8 protein-coding genes and 2 pseudogenes are annotated in these 19,642 nt (G+C 48.3%); 9 read left to right on the forward strand and 1 reads right to left on the reverse strand.

All coding sequences use genetic code 11. From position 1 onward, the window contains the following. Positions 1-76 precede the first annotated feature (76 nt). A pseudogene (locus R7040_RS22630) lies at positions 77-361 on the reverse strand (AraC family transcriptional regulator); the annotation flags it as partial. Between the two features lie 385 nt (positions 362-746). Between R7040_RS22630 and R7040_RS22635 the strand changes: the two are divergent. From R7040_RS22635 to R7040_RS22675, 9 genes and pseudogenes are all read left to right on the forward strand, one after another. Then, positions 747-2,654: a fructose-specific PTS transporter subunit EIIC gene (locus R7040_RS22635; protein WP_140283079.1), complete on the forward strand. Its 1,908-nt coding sequence runs from the start codon at positions 747-749 to the stop codon at positions 2,652-2,654. 91 nt (positions 2,655-2,745) lie between these two features. Further along, positions 2,746-3,963 carry a mannose-6-phosphate isomerase, class I gene (gene manA / locus R7040_RS22640; RefSeq protein ID WP_373921468.1) on the forward strand — a complete coding sequence of 406 codons (1,218 nt, stop codon included), beginning with the start codon at positions 2,746-2,748 and terminating at the stop codon, positions 3,961-3,963. A 233-nt stretch (positions 3,964-4,196) separates the two neighbouring features. Next, positions 4,197-4,637 carry a PTS sugar transporter subunit IIA gene (locus tag R7040_RS22645; protein WP_009697925.1) on the forward strand — a complete coding sequence of 147 codons (441 nt, stop codon included), beginning with the start codon at positions 4,197-4,199 and terminating at the stop codon, positions 4,635-4,637. Positions 4,638-4,648: 11 nt separating this feature from the next. Continuing rightward, a complete protein-coding gene (locus tag R7040_RS22650; RefSeq protein ID WP_318097202.1) occupies positions 4,649-6,049 on the forward strand; it encodes a fructose-specific PTS transporter subunit EIIC in 1,401 nt (466 codons plus the stop codon). Between the two features lie 121 nt (positions 6,050-6,170). After that, positions 6,171-9,002: a GH92 family glycosyl hydrolase gene (locus R7040_RS22655; RefSeq protein ID WP_213963681.1), complete on the forward strand. Its 2,832-nt coding sequence runs from the start codon at positions 6,171-6,173 to the stop codon at positions 9,000-9,002. A gap of 132 nt (positions 9,003-9,134) precedes the next feature. Beyond that, positions 9,135-11,555, forward strand: a complete 2,421-nt coding sequence (locus R7040_RS22660) for a GH92 family glycosyl hydrolase (protein WP_213963680.1) — start codon at positions 9,135-9,137, stop codon at positions 11,553-11,555. 47 nt (positions 11,556-11,602) lie between these two features. Next, positions 11,603-14,308, forward strand: a complete 2,706-nt coding sequence (locus R7040_RS22665; protein ID WP_213895769.1) for a GH92 family glycosyl hydrolase — start codon at positions 11,603-11,605, stop codon at positions 14,306-14,308. A 72-nt stretch (positions 14,309-14,380) separates the two neighbouring features. After that, positions 14,381-16,837, forward strand: a pseudogene (locus tag R7040_RS22670) (GH92 family glycosyl hydrolase). 89 nt (positions 16,838-16,926) lie between these two features. Further along, the gene (locus R7040_RS22675; RefSeq protein WP_213913885.1) at positions 16,927-19,407 is read left to right on the forward strand and encodes a GH92 family glycosyl hydrolase; all 2,481 of its coding nucleotides are present in this window, start codon (positions 16,927-16,929) and stop codon (positions 19,405-19,407) included. Positions 19,408-19,642 lie beyond the last annotated feature (235 nt).

Here is a 19,642-nt window from a genome sequence, read left to right on the forward strand (position 1 = left end):
TGAAACTCAGTATATTGTTTAATAATTATTCAATTTCGGACGACTTGGTTTTCTGTCCGAATTACGCAACAAAGCCCCCAAACAAAATACTTAACACTGAGCAATCGGTATCCCAGTCTGGTTTATTCCAACAGTTAGGTGGAATAAATATCGCGTCGCCTTTTTTAGCAACGATGTGCGTTACTTTTCGATCATGACTTTCCATTTCATTAATATATTCCCCATCCAGAACTAACTCTAGGCGAGGGAAATTAACTTGATAGCTAAATTCAGGCGGCGTATGAAAATCTCCTGCAAACCAAATATTATGAAATGGCTCTCTTTCATTTAATACCGCTGAAATTAAATCATGAAAAATCATTGTCTCACACTCTATATATGCATCAATGATGCTATTTACTATAGATATACACCGGACTGGACTTTTGTGCTATTGAGCAAAATCACACTTCCATTTTAATGTTACAAAAATCCAGTTAACGTATCAAATCTCCAGTAACAAAAACTCTATCAACAACACTCAATCCCTTTTCAAATGGGAGCAAAGCCACATTTTACTTATCGTTTAGCTTCTTATCCATCATGTCACAGATATGCAGCTAGATTTGTCCAGTGAACGATCTAAATCACACTATAGTTAGTCGGTTACAATCCTCCAGTAAATGCATTTTTTCTTCACTACAGTCTTTTTCTCAGTAATTTAAAAATACCCCTGAAATAAAAATTATATTTATAGGGGTTCGACAATGATCACCAAACTAATAAATGAAGACTTAATTAAGCTTGATCTTAAAGCGTCTTCAAAAGAAGACGTATTTAAAGAACTGGTTGCCGTTCTTCATGCCCAAGGTCGTATTTCTGACCAAACACAATTTCTTGCAGATATAAAAACACGTGAAGAATTAGGAAATACCGGATTTGAAGATGGCGTGGCAATTCCACACGCGAAAAGCGCCGCTGTGATTGAACCGGCGGTTGTGATCGGCGTAAGCAAATCAGGTATCGAGTACGGCGCGGAAGACGGTTTACCTTCAAAGCTGTTCTTCATGATCGCTTCTCCAGACGGTGGCGATAACCACCACATCGAAGTACTTGCAGAACTGTCTTCAAAACTGATTGAAGATGGTTTCATCGATGCGTTCTTAGGCGCAGCAAACAGCCAAGACGCACTGGCACTCCTTCTTGCTAAAGAAGAACCGCAACCAGTGACAGATGCTCCAGCAAACCAAGGTTTCATCATTGGTGTTACCGGTTGTCCTGCGGGCGTTGCTCACACCTACCTAGCAGCAGAAGCGCTAGAGAAAGGCGCAGCAGCGATGGGCTACGAAATCAAGGTTGAAACGAACGGTTCAATCGGTGTGAAAAACAGCCCAACCGCAGAAGAAATCGAGCGTGCAGACGCAATCATCGTGGCATGTGACAAACAAGTCGACATGAACCGCTTTGCGGGAAAACGCGTGGTTAAAACCAACGTAAAAGCCCCAATCCGCGATGCTCAAGGACTGATTAATGAAGCGTTAAACGCACCGACCTACCAAGCTGAGTCCAATGGCAATACGCAAGCATCGGTTGCCGACAAAGCTTCTCAAGCTCGTTCTGACTTATATCGCTACTTGATGAATGGCGTATCACACATGATCCCATTCGTCGTAACCGGTGGTCTGTTGATTGCCCTTGCTCTTGCTGTAGGCGGTCAGCCAAGTGAAGCGGGTATGGCGATTCCTGAAGGCAGCATGTGGAACCAAATCCTCAACGTCGGTGTGGTTGCCTTTACGCTGATGATCCCAATCCTTGCCGGTTACATTGCTTACGCGATTGCTGATCGCCCAGCTCTAGCTCCTGGCTTGATCGGTGGTTGGATTGCAAATAATGGTTCTTTCTATGGCGCAGACGCTGGTACAGGCTTTATCGGTGCCATCATCGCCGGTCTGCTTGTGGGTTACTTCGTGAAGTGGATTACGTCGATTAACTACCACAAGTTCATCCAACCTTTGGTGCCAATCATGATCGCACCAATCACAGGTTCGCTATTCATCGCTGGTCTTTTCATCTTCGTTATCGGCGCGCCAATCGCAAGCCTAATGGACGGTCTGACTGCGCTACTCACTAGCATGAGTACAGGTAACGTCGTTCTACTGGGTATCGTACTTGGTGGTATGGCTGGCTTCGATATGGGTGGTCCATTCAACAAGGTCGCATTCCTATTCTCTGTGGGCATGATTGCGAGCGGTCAAACTCAATTTATGGGTGCGATGGCGTGTGCAATCCCTGTTGCTCCTCTAGGCATGGCACTGGCAACGGCGCTTGGTCGTAAGTTCGACCTGTTCGAAGAATCAGAAACCGAAGCAGGTAAAGCAGCAGGTGCAATGGGTCTGGTGGGAATCTCTGAGGGTGCGATTCCATTCGCGGCGCAAGATCCAATGTCAGTGATTCCTGCAAACGTACTTGGCTCAATGGTGGCGGCAGTAATGGCGTTCTCATTCGGCATCACCAACAGCGTTGCTCACGGCGGTCCCGTGGTCGCTCTACTTGGCGCGATGAACCACCCAGTCCTTGCTCTGATTTGTATGGCAGCTGGCGCAACGGTTACCGCAGTAACGTGTGTAACGTTGAAGAAAGTACGTAAAGCAAAAATGATGCAAGCAGCTGCTTAATCCCCCCTCCCCCAAATGGCTTCTATGGCTTGGGCAATGTCGCCCAAGCCATGATTTTCTCTCATGGTGACACTCTATGTCTGATTTAACGATGTCCGATACACAAACGATTCAAACTCAAGCTGCGCATCCGACGTTTTTCCTGATGAACAACGTGATTCAAAACTACGCTTGGGGCAGTACTACTTCTGTTAACCAACTGTTTGGCATTGAAAACCCAACGGGCGAACCACAAGCAGAAGTATGGATGGGCGCGCATCCAAACGGTTGCTCAGTGGTGATGGTAAACGGCAAGGAGACCAAACTCTCTTCACTGATTGCTCAAGACATGAATGCTTTTCTGAGTGAAGAAGTCGCAAACCGTTTTGGTGAACTTCCATACCTGTTTAAAGTGCTTGCCGCTGAGAAAGCGCTGTCGATTCAGGTGCACCCAAACAAGCAACAAGCAGAACTAGGTTTTGCACTGGAAGAAAAACAAGGCATTCCCCTAACCGCTGCAAACCGTAACTACAAAGATCCAAACCACAAACCAGAATTGGTTTACGCGCTAACCGAATACCAAGCGATGAATGGCTTCCGCCCAACAAGTGAAATCATCAGCTTCTTTTCTGAGCTGGCGATTCCTGAGCTGCAAGGCTTGGTGGATGACCTTATCGACAATCAAACTTCCAAAGGATTGGCGAGCTTCTTCTCCGGTCTATTGTCACTGGAAGGCGAACAGAAAGAGATGGCGTTGACGGTGCTATTGGCACAAGCTCGCATCACCGACTTACCTCTGTTCAACCTGATCTTGGAGTTAGAAACGCAATACCCGGGCGACATTGGTTTGTTTGCGCCCTTGCTACTCAACGTTATCACGCTGAAACCAGGCGAAGCGATGTTCTTGGATGCAGAAACGCCACACGCGTACTTGAAAGGGACGGGTCTTGAGATCATGGCGAACTCAGACAATGTACTACGCGCAGGTTTAACACCGAAGTATATGGACGTAAAAGAACTCGTTGCATGCACACGCTTCGAAGAAAAACCATTCGACACCCTACTGCTTGCACCAATCGAAAACAACGACATGTTGGAATACCCAATTCCCGTCGACGATTTCAAATTCGCGATTGTAAAGCATGCCAACCAACGAACACTTGATGTAAGAACCGCAGAAATCCTTATGCCTCTGGATAACAAGCTTGTGCTAACTCACGCAAACGGCGAAACATGCGTGGTTGAAAAAGGACAATCTGTTTTCATTCCGGCTTACGCAAAACAGGTCACTTTGGATTGTGAAGGTCGTGTTGTGCGCGCTTACAGTTAGTGAACGCTAATTAAGCTTCCTTCATACTGTTACATTTTATAGTTCAGCCAATAACCGCCGTTATTGGCTTTTGATATTCATTCATCCTAGTTTTATATTGATATATTGGAGAGCTAAATCACACTTAAGCTTGTGTGATACAAAAATATAGTTATTGGATTTTTTTTACTATTTCAGAAAACCGTAACATTAATTAAATTTGCCTCATTACTTCAGTACCAATGAGTCAAAAAATGATAACAGAACTAACAAACGTCAATTTAATTAAAGGCAACCTTCAAGCTAATAATAAAAAAGAAGTCTTTGAAGAGCTAGCGCAAATGCTATTCGAAAATAATCGAATCAGCAGCAGAGAGGCTTTTTTAACCGACATCGAAGCGCGTGAAGCATTAAGCGTAACTTCAATGGACGGCATCGCTTACCCACACGCAAAAAGCAAAGCGGTTACAGAGCCTGCAATCGCTGTTGGCGTAAAGCGCGAAGGCATCGAGTATGGCGACGAAGAGGGAGTCAAACCGACCGTATTCTTCATGATTGCCTCACCAGATAACGGTGCCGACCACCATATTTATGTTCTTCAAGAATTATTCGGTAAATTTAGCGAAGAGTTTATTGAAGATATTCATAACGCAAAAGACGAAAACCAAATACTAAATATTTTAATTAATTCATAAGGCGTGAAATTATGAGTACAATCACAGCTCAAGCTAGTAATAATAGCGATTTCAAAAAAATCCTAAGTACCATGAAAGGTCACCTTTTATTCGGTACTTCTCACATGCTTCCATTTATCGTTGCGGGTGGTGTACTACTGGCGCTAGCGGTAATGGCATCAGGTAAAGGTGCGGTTCCTGCGGACGGTTTATTGGCTGATATTTCTAATATCGGTATTAAAGGTCTGGTGCTGTTCCCAATTATTCTTGGTGGCTTCATCGGTTACTCAATTGCAGACAAACCAGCACTAGCTCCAGCGATGATCTCTTCTGGCATCATGGCTGACATGGGCGGCGGCTTCCTTGGTTGTATCGTAGCGGGCTTCATCGCTGGTGGTGTGGTATTCCAACTTAAGAAGATCCCTCTTTCTGCTAACATGACTGCGTTGGGCGCTTACTTCATCTACCCTCTACTAGGTACGCTTATCTCTGCAGGTATCGTTCTATGGGGTATCGGTGAGCCAATCAAGATCTTCATGGCTTCTATGAACGAATTCCTAGCTTCTATGGCTGGCGCTTCTAAAGTGGTTCTAGGTACGATTCTTGGTGGTATGACTGCTTTCGATATGGGCGGTCCAATCAACAAAGTAGCAACGCTATTCGCTCAAACTCAAGTTGATACTCAACCATGGCTAATGGGTGGTGTTGGTATCGCAATCTGTACGCCTCCTCTAGGTATGGCGCTAGCAACATTCCTATTCAAGAAGAAGTTCACTAAGCAAGAACAAGAAGCAGGTAAAGCAGCAGCAATCATGGGTTCTATCGGTATCTCTGAAGGTGCTATCCCATTCGCAGCAAACGACCCTGTACGCGTTCTTCCTTCAATCGTTGCTGGCGGTATCGTTGGCTGTGTGTTCGGCTTCCTAACAGACGTACTACTACACGCACCATGGGGCGGTCTAATCACAGCTCCTGTATCAAGCAACATCCCAATGTACGTTGTGGGTATCGCACTAGGCTCACTAACAACAGCAGTTATCGTTGGCTTCTGGAAACCAGTTGCTGAAGAAGAAGCAGAAGACGAAATCGTTGAAGCAGCACCTGCACAAGCTCAAGCGGCTCCAGCAGCAGGCGAAGGCGAGTACGACATCGTAGCAGTAACATGTTGCCCATCTGGCGTAGCACACACATTCATGGCAGCGAAAGCACTAGAGAAAGCAGGTGCGGCAGCTGGTCTGAAAATCAAAGTAGAAACTCAAGGTCAAAACGGTATCCAGAACCGCATCACTGACCTAGATGTAGCAAACGCGAAGCTGGTTATTCTAGCTCACGATATCCAAGTAAAAGACGCTCACCACTTTGCAAAAGCAAACGTTGTTGAGTGTTCAACGAAAGAAGCGATGCGTAACGCAGCGACTCTTGTGAAAGCTTAAACCTTAAGCTCCTCCCCCTAAGAGCCCTTTCCCCCAAAGGGCTCTATTTCAAGTTTTTAAGTTTTAGTAATACCCCTGATTTTTTTAATTATATAACCCTACAATTTACAAGGCTTTAAAAATGAAATTCAAACCTTCCCTACTCGCTTGCGCAGTTCTCAGTGGTCTAGTCGGTCTGACTGGCTGTAACGACGACACAACCAACATTTATGAAGGCGGTGACACCAACCCTGCACTGCCGGATATTCCTGACGGCGGCAAGCCAGTATGTCCTCCAGTTGGCGATGGCGACTGTGATGACAAGCCAAACCCAGAAACACCTGAAATCGACATGGGCGTTCACATCCCGGTAGATTTCGCCGATATGGACGTAACACGCTACGTCAACCCATTCATCGGCACAGGTAACCTAGGCAACACCTACCCTGGTGCAACCACACCACACGGCATGGTGCAGCTTTCTCCAAACAACGGTTCTAACGGCTGGGAATACATTTCAGGCTACTACTACCACGACGCACGTACTTCCGGTTTCTCTCATACCCACCTTTCCGGAGCAGGTGCTGGCGACTTGAACGACATTCTCGTCATGCCAATCAACTCGCGTTCGGATTACATGATTGATGAAGGTTCGGCAACGCTAAACCTAGAAGCGTCTCGCTTCCAACATCGTGACGAGCAAGCGACAGCAGGTTACTACAAAGTCGATCTATTGGATTACGACATCAAAGCCGAGTTGACGGCGTCTGATCGCGTTGGTGTACACCGCTACACCTTCCCTCGTGATGAGAAGTCAGAAATCATCGTGAACACTGGCTTCAAAATTAACTGGGACTACACCTCAGATTCTTACTTGAAATGGGACAAAGACAATAACCGTCTAGAAGGTCACCGTTTCTCTGACGGCTGGGCACCAAGCCAAAAAGAATTCTTCGTGATGGAATTCGACCAACCAATCAAAAACGTTCGCTTTGCTTACTACGATAAAGAGCAAGGTCGTTACATGGACGTGCCAGAAGGCATTACAGAAATCGGTAACGAAACACGCGGCAAGTACCAATACGCACGCGCTTACGTAGAGTTCGACACCTCAAAAGACGGCTTAACGGTTGAAGCAAAATTGGCGCTATCAAACGTTGAGATCGGCGAGAACGGCAAGTCAGGTGCTTTTCTTAACATGACAGAAGTTGCGGGCATGAACTTCGACCAAGTACGCGAAGCGGCAACGAAGAAATGGGAAGACGAACTCGGCAAGATCCAAGTCTCTGGCGACGAAGATTACAAACAGACGTTCTACACCGCGATGTACCACTCGTACCTAGGTCAAACCATTCACTCTGACTTAGATGGTCGCTACCGCCAAGTTCACCAAGGTCGTAACGCTTACCCAGATGGCAACACACCTTGGGGCGACAAGATCGATACGCTGAAAGAGTCGATCCGCACTGCCGATGCTAACAAAGATGGCAAAGCAGACTTCACGCGCTATGACACTTTCTCTTTGTGGGATACCTACCGCGCAGTTCAACCGTTGTCTTCGATTCTTGAGCCAGACCGCTTAGCCGACGTGGTGCTGTCTATGCTGTCTTACGCCGAAGAAGAATGGGTGGATGACAAAGGCAACGTGCGCAAAGGTCGTCTGCCTGAGTGGACATTCAAAGGCAACGAAACAGGCATGATGATGGGCATGCACTCAACGCCTGTGATTCATGATGTGTTGTCGAAAGGCTCACTAGAAAAACGCATGATCGATCTTGGCTTCACAGAAGCTGAGCGCAAAGACGTTAAAGAACGCTTAGTTGAAGCAATGATCACTGACGCACGCGCAGTGACGAGCCAAGGCGTAGCATGGATCAAAGAGTACGAAGAACAAGGTTACGTGCCAGCGCAATTGCACGACACTCCACCAGATTCTTACGGCAGTCACTCACCATTTAAAGACTCTTGGACAGCATCTTACTCGCTTGAATACTCAATGAACGACTGGGCAATCGCACAATCGGTCAAAGAAGTCTTCGGTGAAGAAGATCCACGCTACACCGAGTTCGCTAACCGTTCTAAAAACTGGCAAGCGCAATTCGACTTCGGCGGTAAGCAATACCAAGGTTGGTTCAAAGCCCGTGACTACGATGGCGAGTTTATCGATGCAGGTTGGGTAGACCCAATCACTGGTCGCGCGGTGGGTAAAGACTGGCGTCCAGACATGTTTAACTGGGCATTTTCTGAATCGAATGGCTGGCAATACTCGTTCAGTGTTCAGCACGACATTCATGGCTTGATTGACCTGATGACACGCTTCGACAAGACACAAAACCCTGAAGCAGAACGCGGTGACTTGTTCGCAGCGCGCTTGGATGAGTACTGGTCAACCTACCCAGACCGCAACGCAGGCGACAACCAATTCCCAGTGTTCAACACAGGTAACGTTGGTCAGCACGTTCAAGGTAACGAACCAGATATCCACGTTCCTTACTTGTACAACTACGTCGGTCAACCTTGGAAAGGTCAGGCAGCCATCGCCGCAGCAACCAACATTTGCTACAAGAACACCGCTGACGGCATTTGTGGTAACGACGACTTCGGTACGCTCTCTGCGTGGTTTGTGTTCCGTGCGCTTGGCTTCTACCCAGTGAATGCTTCTTCTGGCATCTACGAAATCGGGACTCCGCTGTTTGAAAGCGCGTCTATCGATGTCGGCAACAACCAGAAGTTCACGGTGACCGCGAAGAACGTTAGCCGCGAAAACATCTTCATTCAATCGGCTCGCTACAACGGCAAAGACTTCAACCGCACTTACCTGACTCATGACGAAATCATGTACGGCGGTGAGTTGGAGTTCGTGATGGGCGACAAACCAAATCAACGTTGGGGCTCTCTAGAGCAAGATCTTCCACCAGCACAAGGCATCGGTGAGTTCTTGCATGAAGACGAAATGCCAGCAGGTTCTCGTTAATCCCAATAGTGACAACTCAGCCGGGGGAGCGCATCTCCCGGCTATCCCTACAAGCAAATTTTATAAGCAGTCCTTTAGAAACAGTCTCTTATAAACACTCTTATATACGAATAACGACAAAACGGTATGCACATGTTTAAACGTAATCTTATCTCTTTGGCTATCCTGGTTGGTCTGACGGGTGGCTTGGCTGGCTGTAACAGCGACAACGATTCTTCCTCTTCACTGCCGGGCGATCCAATTGTTGATCTTGCGGTATTGAAATACGTCGATCCTATGATCGGCACAGCAGCTTCTGGTCATACATTCCCGGGCGCGACGGTACCGGCAGGTATGGTTCAACTGTCTCCAGATACTTTCATCGGTTCTAACACTGATCACGAATCAGGGCTTAACCCTTGGCACTCGGCTTCTGGCTACTGGGATTCATCTAACTACGAAACTGGCGAAGTGGTTAACACTGACGTTCCGCTGTACGGCTTCTCCCATACTCACCTTTCAGGTACAGGCGCAACGGACTTAGGCGACATCTTGGTTCTGCCATACGCAGACATGGCGAACACACAACTGAACTCTTTCGACAAAGCCAATGAAGAAGCAAGCGCAGGCTACTACAAAACCAAGCTAAACCAAGGCCAAATCGAAGTAGAACTGAGCGCCACCAAACGCGTTGGTTTGCATAAATACACCTTTGCTGATGGCGCAGACCGCAACGTGAAGTTCGATTTAGGTCATACCCTAATGAACAACAACGGCAAGTCTTTGAAGAACAAAGTAGAAGTGGTGGACGAATACACCATTCGCGGTCGTAAAACCTCAACAGGCTGGTTCCAAGGGCAAGATCACCAAGGTCAAGACATCTTCTTTTACGCGAAATTTAACCAACCAATCGCCAAAGCACTGTTAGGCGAACAAGACCTAGAGCCAACGCGCGAAATGCGTGATGGTGCGGTTTACTCAGGCGATGATCTGACCGCTTACCTAAACTTCGGTACAGGCGAAGATCCAATTGAAATCCGCGTGGGTATCTCTCCAGTTAACTGGCAAGGCGCACAGAAAAACTTAGAAGCGGAAGCACCAAGTTTCGACCTAGCACAAGTGAAAGAAGACGCAGAATACGCATGGGCTGAGAAGCTAGCAAAAATCAAAGTTGAAGGCGGCACAGACGCAGAGAAAACCAACTTCTACACTGGCATGTACCACATGATGATCGCCCCAATCGAGTTCTACGATGTGGATGGTCAATACGTGGATATGCTTGGCACAGTGCGCACACTGAAAGATGGCGACACACCAAACTACTCGATTTACTCAACGTGGGATACGTTCCGCGCGGTTCACCCAATGTGGACCATCATCGACCCAGATCAAGCAACGCTATACGTGAAAGACTTGATTCGTAAATCCAACGACGAGTTTGGTCTATTGCCGAAATGGGAAGGTCATGGCTCAGAAACAGGCACCATGATCGGCTACCCATCGGCAGCGATTCTTGGCGATGCGGTGACCAAAGGCTTGATTGATGCAGAGCAAGCTTACACAGCTTCAGTAAAATCAGCTCGCTACACACCGCATGAGTACCCACAGATTCATGACGACATCTTAAGCTCACTCATGGCAGGTCAGTTGAACTACCACGAGAAAGAACAGTGTGTTCGTTACCCCAACTGGAACTCTGTGTCGTACTCGTTGGAATTCTCCTTCTACGATTGGACGATCGCAGAAATGGCGAAAGCCGCTGGTGATATGGACGCGTATGAAGAGTTCAAGGCTCGTTCTTACAACTCTTTGAAACACTGGGATGCAAAAGCAGGTAACGCAGACGGCACGGGCTTCTTCGTACCAACAGAACTGAAAGAAGGCGACCCATGTGCACTGAAATACGCTTCAACTGATTTCGACCCTTACAAGTCTGACGCGTTCTACTACACAGAAGGTAACGCGTGGCAGTGGCAATGGGCGTTCATGCAAGACTTGGACAAGCTGACTGAAATCATGGGCGGCACACAAGGTCTGAACGACAAGCTGAACAACCTATTTACTGCCGATCCAAATGGCGGCGAAGCGCACCAAGACATGACAGGCTACATCGGTCAGTACATTCACGGTAACGAGCCTTCGCACCACGTCATCTACTTGTACAACCGCACTGAAGAATCTTACAAGGCGCAGGAATACCTAGACCAAGTTTACGACCAGTTCTACAAACCGACGCCAGACGGCATCATCGGTAACGAAGATGTGGGTCAAATGTCGGCGTGGTACTTGATGTCAGCACTGGGCTTCTACCAAATCTCGCCAACCGATCCAACCTACAGCATCGGTCGTCCAATCTTCGACAAAGCGACGGTAGACATTGGTTCTGGCACCTTCACGGTAACGGCTGAGAACAACGGTCCAGACAACATGTACATCAAAGAAGTGACCATCAACGGTAAGCCTCTGGATGTGTACAACACCTTCCAGCACAGCGAATTCAAAGCGGGCGGCGAACTGCACTTCGTGATGACGGCTGACAAGTCTGAAGCAATGCAAGCCAACCTAGGCGAATAATGATTTTGAGGGGACTTCGTGTCCCCTTTTCTCGTGGAATAAAAACAATGAAACTAAAAAGAACCCTACTCTCTACCGCAGTGTTAACCGCCATGCTTGGTCTTGCTGGTTGTGGCAGCGACTCTGATCCAGAAAATCCAGTTATCTCTACCCCTACTTTGGAATTCGTTGATACCTTGATCGGCACTAAAGGTCTTGGCAACGTCAACCCTTCTCCAGTTATGCCAGAAGGTATGATTCAACCGTCACCAGATAACTTCGATCCAAACGGTTGGAATGGCAAAGGCTCACCTGTCGAATACGATCCTGTGCACAGCCTGCTTTCTGGCTTCTCAATGACTCACATTTCTGGCGCAGGTAAAGGCGACCTAAACGACTTCGCTTTCTTGCCATACACAGGCTTCAATACCGATGCCGTAACCATGGATAAAAGCTCGGAAGTGGCAGAGGTTGGTTACTACTCGGTTGATCTTGTAGAAACCGGCGTAAAAGCTGAGCTTTCGGCAACCGACCGCGTGGCGTTCCAACGTTACACCTTCAAACCGGGTGAAGACCGCAAAGTACGTATCGATCTTCAACACGAACTGTTGGAACAATACGGCAACCACTCTCGCAGCATTTACTACAAACGCGTTAACGACACTACCGTCGTAGGCGCGCGTACCTCAAACGAATGGGGTCAATGGCAAACCGTGTTCTTCGCGGCAGAATTCTCTGATCCAATCATTGAAGAGAACCTGTACACCAAGCTGGCTTCTGAGAGCAAACTGACCCCAACTGACGCTACCGAAGTCGGCTTGGAAGATTACCGTGGTTACGCAGAGCACAAACCAATGCCGGGCGAACCAGAACCTGACCCAGAACGTTTGGCAAAACGCGCAAACGATGTCCTGACGCATTTGAACTTTGGTAAGAGCGATGAGCCATTGGTGGTCAAAGTAGCGATTTCTGGCACTGGCGTTGACGGCGCACTGAAAAACCTAGAAGCAGACACTAACGGCTGGGATTTCGACAACGTCGTACAACAAAACCGCGTGGCTTGGGAAAACATCCTTGGCGAGTTTGAACTGGAAGGTGGCAACAAAGCCGACAAAACCATGTTCTACACCTCGCTCTACCGTACGTTCGTTGCTCCATTCCTATACCAAGACGTGGATGGCAAATACCGTGGCATGGATGGCAAAGTGCACCAAGCAGAAGATGGCTTAGTGAACTACTCAGTGTACTCAATGTGGGATACGTTCCGCGCCGCACACCCACTGAAAACCATCATCGATAAAGACCGCGCAATTGAACACGCACGCGATCTATTGAACAAATACCAAACAGGTGGTGTGCTGCCAAAATGGGAACTGCACTCGGATTACACTGGTGAAATGGTCGGTCATCCTGCAGTCTCAGTTATCGCCGATATCATGGTCAAACACCCAGAAGCCTTTACTGCTGCCGAGTTTGATTTGGCGTTGAAAGCCGCTGACGAAACGGTCAACTTCAACCTTGATAAAACCGAAAGCTGGGTGCCTTACCAAGACGCGTGGAACGGTGATAAACGCTTCACGGTCATGACGCGTCACAACGACTACCAAGAAGGCGTCGGCTTTATTCCAGCCAACACCAAATGGGCGCCGGATTCAGGCGATAAACCGGGTTACGTGGAAGGCTTGAAAGTCGACAAATACGACGAGCTCGTGAACGAATCGGTGTCTTACGGTCTTGAGAACGCTTACTACGACTGGTGTATCGCTCAGATCGCTAAACTTGCGGGCAACGACCAGCAGTACGACCTCTACATGGCGCGCTCTGAATCGTTCAAGAACTACTTCGATTACAACCCAGTACAATACGGCAAACTGCAAGACACCAAAGGCAACGCATTGGGTGCAACGGGCTTTATGCGTCCGGCTTACATGAACAGCGGCAGCAAGGTTTGGGCAAACAACCTGAAAGCCGAATGTTTGGACGAAAACATGGCGCTGTCTATCCCTGACGGTATGGACTACAACGCGTGTAAAGACCGCAAAGCACTCAACGAAAGTGACGTGTTCTGGCCTTACCGCGCCGAGCACCGTGGTGAAGACTTTACTGAAGGCAACACATGGCAATGGACATGGTTTGCACCGCACAACTTGAACGGTCTGGCTAACGTGATGGGTGGTGAGCACATCGACCGTACTGACTTCTCTCTTCCTGAAGACGTAACCGAACAAGGTAAAGCGGCATTCCTCGCTAACCTGAATGCGCTGTTTAATGCGGACTCAAATGCCGACACGAGCCAGTCACACGATATGTCGGGCTACATCGGTCAGTTCGTGATGGGTAACGAGCCTGATCATCACGTGCCTTACCTTTACAACTGGACGGTTGAGCCTTGGAAGACACAAGAAATCGTCGACCAAGCGATGAACGAGTTCTACCACCCAACGCATGAAGGTCTGATTGGTAACGAAGACGTCGGTCAGATGTCGGCGTGGTATGTGATGTCTGCATTGGGCTTCTACCAAGTCACACCGGGCGAAGCAAGTTACACCATCGGTCGTCCTCTGTTCGACAAAGCCGTGATTCCAGTCGCGGACGGTAAATTCACCATCACCTCAGAAAACAACAGCCAAGAGAGCATCTACGTGAAGTCGGTGACCATCAACGGCAAACAATTGAGTGACAACTTCAGCTTCGCGCACAGCGATTTGAAAGACGGTGGTGAACTGCATTTCGTTATGACTTCAGACAAATCTGAAGCGATGAAAGCGCAATAACCGACACCTATCCAAATAACGAAAGGGGGCATCTAGCCCCCTAAAAAACTTCACTTCAGTGGAACCATAAAAATGAAACTAAAAAGAACTCTTATCTCTACCGCTATACTCGCTGCCATGTTTGGTCTTGCTGGTTGTAACAGTGATGACGACAACAGTAAATCTGGAACACCATCCCTCGACACCACGCTAACCCAATACGTCAATCCATTGATTGGTACCGGCGCAGACGGTCACACCTTCCCAGGGGCGGTTGTGCCTTACGGTTTGGTACAACTTTCTCCTGATACCGAAATGGAAGGCTGGGGCTCTGCCGCAGGCTACTTCGACCACGGCAAACTGACTGAAATCCCGGTATATGGCTTCTCCCACACTCACCTTTCTGGCACAGGCATTACCGACCTTGGTGATATCTTAGTTCTGCCTTTCACCAAGAAAGAAAACGCCGTTTTCAACACCTTCGATAAAGACAACGAAACCGCAGAAGCAGGCTACTACGCGGTTGAACTGAACAAAGGCGAAATCAAAGCCGAGCTAACCACCACGCAACGTGTTGGCTTCCACCGCTACACCTTCAAAGAAGGCACGACACCACACATCAAGTTCGATTTAGACCACACTCTCAACAAAGGTCACTTCAACAACCGCACCATGAAGGGCGATTTGGAGTTTATCGACGCTTACACCATTCGCGGTTTACGTAGCTCAAACGGCTGGGCGAACAACCAGCACGTGTACTTCTACGCCACCTTCAACCAACCTATCGTTAAAGCCATTGCTTTGGTTGATGGCGCAGAAACGGAAATCGATGTAAACAACGACAACATCGACGCAGTGAAAACCATCGCTTACCTAGAATTCGCACCATCATCAACACCGCTAGAAATCCAAGTAGGCTTGTCACCAACAGGTACAGAAGGTGCGGAGAAAAACCTAGAAGCAGAAGCGAAAGACGTGTCATTTGATACTGCGCGCGCTCAAGCCAACGACGCATGGCACCAAGAGCTTAGCCGCATGATGGTATCTGGCGGCACGGAAGATCAGAAAGAGATCTTCTACACCGCGCTTTACCACGCTTCTATCGCGCCAATGATTTTCCAAGATGTCGACGGTCAATACCCTGCGATGCGTACTCGCATTCAAAAAGACGCGGGTGACACACCAAACTACTCTGTGTACTCCATGTGGGATACCTTCCGCGCTGCACATCCACTGAAAACCATCATCGACCCAGAACGTGCCGAAGAGTTTGCCAACGACTTAATTCGTAAATACGAAGACGGTGGCATCTTGCCGAAATGGGAACTGCACAGCCACTACACGGGCACTATGATCGGCTTCCCTGCGGTTTCTATCATTGCTGACGCGATGGCGAAAGGCTTAGACATCGACCCACAACTGGCTAAAGAAGCGGCTGAGTTTACGGTGCGTTACCACGAGGCGTCTGAATTCCCAGATTGGACGGAAGACAACAACATAGGCGCAGCAAACGTTGTGCAAGTGAAAGTGTACGAAGAAAACGGCTTTGTTCATCATGGCTACTGGAACAGTGCGTCTTACACGCTTGAGTTTGCTTACGGTGACTGGGCAATGGCAGAAATCGCACGCATGGCTGGCGATGTAAAACTGCAAGAAGAGTTTATGACTCGTGCCGACAACTGGCTTAACCATTGAGATGCAGAGACAGGCTTCTTACGTCCGAAAAACCACCCGCTTAGCTCATCACCAAACAAACCACCTTTGGAGTTCAACCAACCAATTGATGAAGAACGTTTGGATGAGTGTGAAATGGTTGAGTGGCCAGAAGGCTCCGGCGTGATGAAAGAGAAATGCCCACTGCTACCATTCGACCCTTACTACGTGGACGAGTTTGCCTACACCGAAGGGAACGCGTGGCAATGGAAATTCCAACCAATGCACGATTTCAACCGTCTGAAACAAGAAATCTACCAAGCCGACTTGGCGCAAGGCAAAGACACCACGCCAGAGAAAGCGTTCCGTGAAGATTTGGACGAGCTATTTAATGCACGTTCTTCAAACACAGGCGAAGAGCTACCAGACCTAACGGGTTACATCGGTCAGTACATGCACGGTAACGAGCCATCGCACCACATTCCTTACCTATACGCGCTAACGGATGAGCCATGGAAAGCGCAAGAGTACCTAGACCGCATCATGTCAGAGATGTACACCAGCGAGCCAACTGGTTTGATTGGTAACGAAGACGTAGGTCAGATGAGCTCTTGGTACTTGATGTCGGCAATGGGCTTCTACCAAGTGACGCCTGCGGATCCGGTCTACACCATCGGTCGTCCTATGTTTGATGAAATCACCATTCCATTGGAAGGCGGCGAGTTCACAGTCATCGCAGACAATAACAGCCCACACAACAAGTACGTGAAGTCCGTAACCATCAACGGCAAACCGCTGGATGCCAACTTCACCTTCAAGCACAGCGAAATCAAAGCGGGCGGCGAGCTTCACTTCGTCATGACGGGTGACAAGCAAGAAGCGCTTCAAGCTCAGTAACGTTTTATGTAATTCGTGTTTAAAGAATAAGCAGATAGATTAACTCAGTGGCAGGAAGTGAGGCGCTTCCTGCCTAAGGAATCAAGATTATGAACTTTACGAAAACCGCTATCGCCACCGCTGTGATTGCAAGTGTTATTGGTTTGGCTGGCTGCAACGATGACGACGATAACACCTCACCAAGCGTCGATACTTCCAACCTAAAATACGTCGATCCATTCATTGGAACAGGCTTTAACGGACACACCTTCCCGGGTCCTGTTGTGCCAGAAGGCATGGTGCAACTTTCTCCAGATACCGAGCTGATCGGCTGGCACTCTTCATCAGGTTACCACTTCGATAAAAAGACCCTATTTGGCTTCTCCCACACTCACCTATCTGGCACGGGGATGGGCGGTTTAGGTGACATTCTGTTCCTGCCGTTTACCGAAGATAAAGCTAAATACATCGAAGACAGCGACGACTACCGCGAAGCGATTTCAGTCAAGATGGACAAAACCTCAGAAGTGGCAGAAGCGGGTTACTACTCGGTGAAGATTGCCGAGAACGGTATCAAAGCCGAGCTTACGGCGTCTGAACGTGTCGGCTTCCATCGTTACACCTATCCGCAAGGTCAACCACAACGTTTGAAGATTGACCTCAACTCCATCCTAAACAGTGACTGGGGTTCGACCTCTCTGCGCAACAAACTGACGGTGAGCGAAGACGGCCATACCATCACGGGCGAGCGCGATGCAGCGCACTTCTCTGGTTGGGCGAAAAACCAAAAAATCTTCTTCTATGCGACTTTCGATAAGAAGATCAAAGACGTCTACATCCTTGCCAATGGTAAGCCTGTTGACGGTCTATCGGCAGAGCACGTTTCTGAATTAATTTACGATGACCAATGTAATCCAGTTAAGCGTGTCAAAGCAGACGTCACTGCCTACATCGAATTTGAAGATGAAGGCTCACAAGAGCTGAATGCGCAAGTGGCGTTGTCTGCGGTTGACCCTCAAGGTGCAGAAAACAACTACGATGCCGAAGCGAATGTCTCTTTCGATACTGCGCGTAACAACGCACGCGAGAAATGGGCAAAAGCACTCAACTTCTCTATCGAAGGTGGCACAGAAGATCAAAAAGAGATCTTCTACACCGCGCTTTACCACACCAAGATTGCGCCGATGGTGCATCAAGATGTAGATGGTCGATTCCGTGGCATGGGCAAAGGCTCGATTCGTGAAGGTGAAGGGGAATACTCCATCGCTTATGGTCAAGCGACAGAAGAGCAGCCAAACTTCTCGGTTTACTCTCTATGGGATACCCAACGTGCATTACACCCACTAAAAACCATCACAGAGCCAACCCGCGCGGTGCAATACGCGAAGAACCTAGTTCAGAAGTACACTGAAAGCGGCTTGCTGCCGAAATGGGAGCACTTAGGTGACGAAACAGGCACCATGGTTGGCTACCCAGCGGTAGCAGTGATTGCGGATGCGATCACTAAGTTCCCAGATGAGTTTACTCAACAAGAGAAAGAGCTGGCGCTGAAAGCAGCGATCGACTCTTCGACTTACGACAACTACCCAGCACTGCAAGCGGATTGGGATCAGGGCGTATTGGATCGCACTTTAACCAAGCACATCGATTACATTGAGAAAAACGGCTTCACACCTGCCATCCAACGTGTTGATGGTGAGCCAGTATTTGAAGATTACACGGTTGAGTCTGTTTCTTACGGTCTGGAAAATGCGTTCTATGATTGGGCTATCGCGCAAATCGCCAAAGCAGCCGGTGATACTCAAGTGGAAGAGCAATACCTTGAACGCTCAAAAGGCTACAAAAAGTACTTCGATTACAACCCGACGGAATACGCAGAGCATGGCGTGACGGGCTTTATGCGCCCAGTGATGATTGATGAAACCTTCATGACGCCATTCGACCCATACGGCACAGAACATGAGACAGGCAACTACACCGAAGGTAACGCGTGGCAGTGGACTTGGTTTGTACCGCATGACATCGCAGGCTTGAAGACCATCATGGGTGGCGATGCTGAGTTCCAGAAGAACCTAGAAGCCACCTTCACCGCAGAAAGCCAAGGCACAGAAACACCGGATATGTCTGGTTTGATTGGTCAAGTTGCGTTTGGTAACGAACCCTCGCACCACATTCCTTACCTATTCAACTGGACAGCAGAACCTTGGAAGACACAACAAGTCGTCGACCACATTCTGGATGACATGTATTTCGCTGCGCCAGAAGGCGTCATTGGTAACGAAGACGTGGGCGCAATGTCCGCTTGGTATGTGATGTCTGCATTAGGCTTCTACCAAGTGAACGCAGCAGAACCTATTTACACTGTGGGTCGTCCGCTATTCGACAAAGCCGTGATTCCGGTGAAAGGCGGCACGTTCACCATCACCACAGAGAACAACGCCGATGACAACATGTACATCAAGTCTGTCACCATCAATGGCAAAGCGTTGGATAACGGTTTCTTCTTCGACCATTCCGAGTTCAAACCGGGTGGTGAGTTGCACTTCGTGATGACGGGCGAGCAATCTGAAGCGATGAAAGCGCCTCAATAAGCTTCACTTGAAATGTATTCCTCAGGCTAAAATAGCTTGAAGAATACAGGGGGATTTGATGTGATGAACGTATCTCCTATCTAGCTTCGTTGCGCCAAACTAATGGCGCACTTAGTATGAGTAGAAGTAACGGACAGCGTGTTGACAAAATCGGTCGAACCTTTCCAATGCTGAATTCTGCGATTTGATCTCATATGTAGATAGTTCAAGTCTCAACTCTATCTTAATGCACTTA

The sequence above is a fragment of the Vibrio sp. 1069 genome (assembly GCF_033340555.1).

Excerpts from the sequence above, each read along its gene's own strand:
- R7040_RS22645 (WP_009697925.1), top strand. The coding sequence starts at position 4,197 with ATGATAACAGAACTAACAAACGTCAATTTAATTAAAGGCAACCTTCAA.
- manA (WP_373921468.1), top strand. The coding sequence starts at position 2,746 with ATGTCCGATACACAAACGATTCAAACTCAAGCTGCGCATCCGACGTTT.
- R7040_RS22650 (WP_318097202.1), top strand. The coding sequence starts at position 4,649 with ATGAGTACAATCACAGCTCAAGCTAGTAATAATAGCGATTTCAAAAAA.
- R7040_RS22675 (WP_213913885.1), top strand. The coding sequence starts at position 16,927 with ATGAACTTTACGAAAACCGCTATCGCCACCGCTGTGATTGCAAGTGTT.
- R7040_RS22655 (WP_213963681.1), top strand. The coding sequence starts at position 6,171 with ATGAAATTCAAACCTTCCCTACTCGCTTGCGCAGTTCTCAGTGGTCTA.
- R7040_RS22660 (WP_213963680.1), top strand. The coding sequence starts at position 9,135 with ATGTTTAAACGTAATCTTATCTCTTTGGCTATCCTGGTTGGTCTGACG.
- R7040_RS22665 (WP_213895769.1), top strand. The coding sequence starts at position 11,603 with ATGAAACTAAAAAGAACCCTACTCTCTACCGCAGTGTTAACCGCCATG.
- R7040_RS22635 (WP_140283079.1), top strand. The coding sequence starts at position 747 with ATGATCACCAAACTAATAAATGAAGACTTAATTAAGCTTGATCTTAAA.